Genomic DNA, 793 nt, shown 5'->3' with positions numbered 1-793 from the left:
AGTTGCGGCTCTGCCCGTGGCTGGGCGCGCGGACGCGCTCGGCGGTCTGGCTCATGCGCTCCAGCAACCCCGAGCGCACGAACACCCACTCGTACCCGGTATCCACCAACTCGTGCGCCGTGCGCCCGGGCTCCTGTACCACCACGCTGCGCGTGAAGTGGTTGGACAGGTGCCCGAGTTCGTACCGCAGCATCTGCTGGGAGTGGCGCCAGCCCTGGTCCTTCCAGAACAGGTGCATGCCGGCGCACTCCACCACGATCGAAAACAGCAGCGAGCCAATGAGCACCCCGAGCAGCCGGAACGGTAAGGTGATGGTGCCGACGATCAAGCCTTGGCGATGGTTCTGCTCCCGCTGCGCGGTCGAGGCGGCATCCTTCATGGCACGGCCTCGTTGCCCGCGCCATCGTCGGCGCCGGTGGCCACCGCGCCGGGCTCGGCCGCAGCGGCATCGTCCAGCAGGTCGTCGGGCAAGGCCGCATCCTGCAAGGCCGACGAGCTGGTGAACTCCCACCACTGCGTGGCCTCGCTGTAGCTCTGGCGCATGTACCCGGCCAGTTGCTGCAGGTCCGCCGGCATCACTTCATCCGGGTCCGGCGCCGGCAGCGGCATACGCACCTTCCAGAGCTGGCCGCCCTGCAGCAGCGCGAAGCACTGGCCCTTGGGCAGGCCGACGACGTGTGACGGCTCGATCATCGGCACGCTGGCCATGCTGATGCGGTCCTGGGTGTTCGACGTGAAATCCGTCGCGCCGCGGATGTCTGAGCTGTCCGTCGCGCCCGAGACGATGGTGGTT

General features: G+C 68.3%; 2 protein-coding genes. Both read right to left on the bottom strand.

Going from position 1 to position 793, the window contains the following annotated elements:
- A partial coding sequence (locus HNR75_RS15380) for an IncC plasmid conjugative DNA transfer DtrJ family protein (RefSeq protein ID WP_188027820.1) occupies positions 1 to 379 on the bottom strand: 379 nt, incomplete at its 3' end.
- Positions 376 to 793, bottom strand: a 418-nt coding sequence (locus tag HNR75_RS15575; protein WP_425506836.1) for a hypothetical protein, incomplete at its 5' end; no start/stop codon positions are given. The genes HNR75_RS15380 and HNR75_RS15575, both read right to left, overlap by 4 nt.

The sequence above is a fragment of the Tolumonas osonensis genome (assembly GCF_014202415.1).
GTDB lineage: Bacteria > Pseudomonadota > Gammaproteobacteria > Enterobacterales > Aeromonadaceae > Tolumonas > Tolumonas osonensis.
Note: the sequence above shows the minus strand (reverse complement) of the source record. Positions and strands in the feature narration are given on the sequence as shown.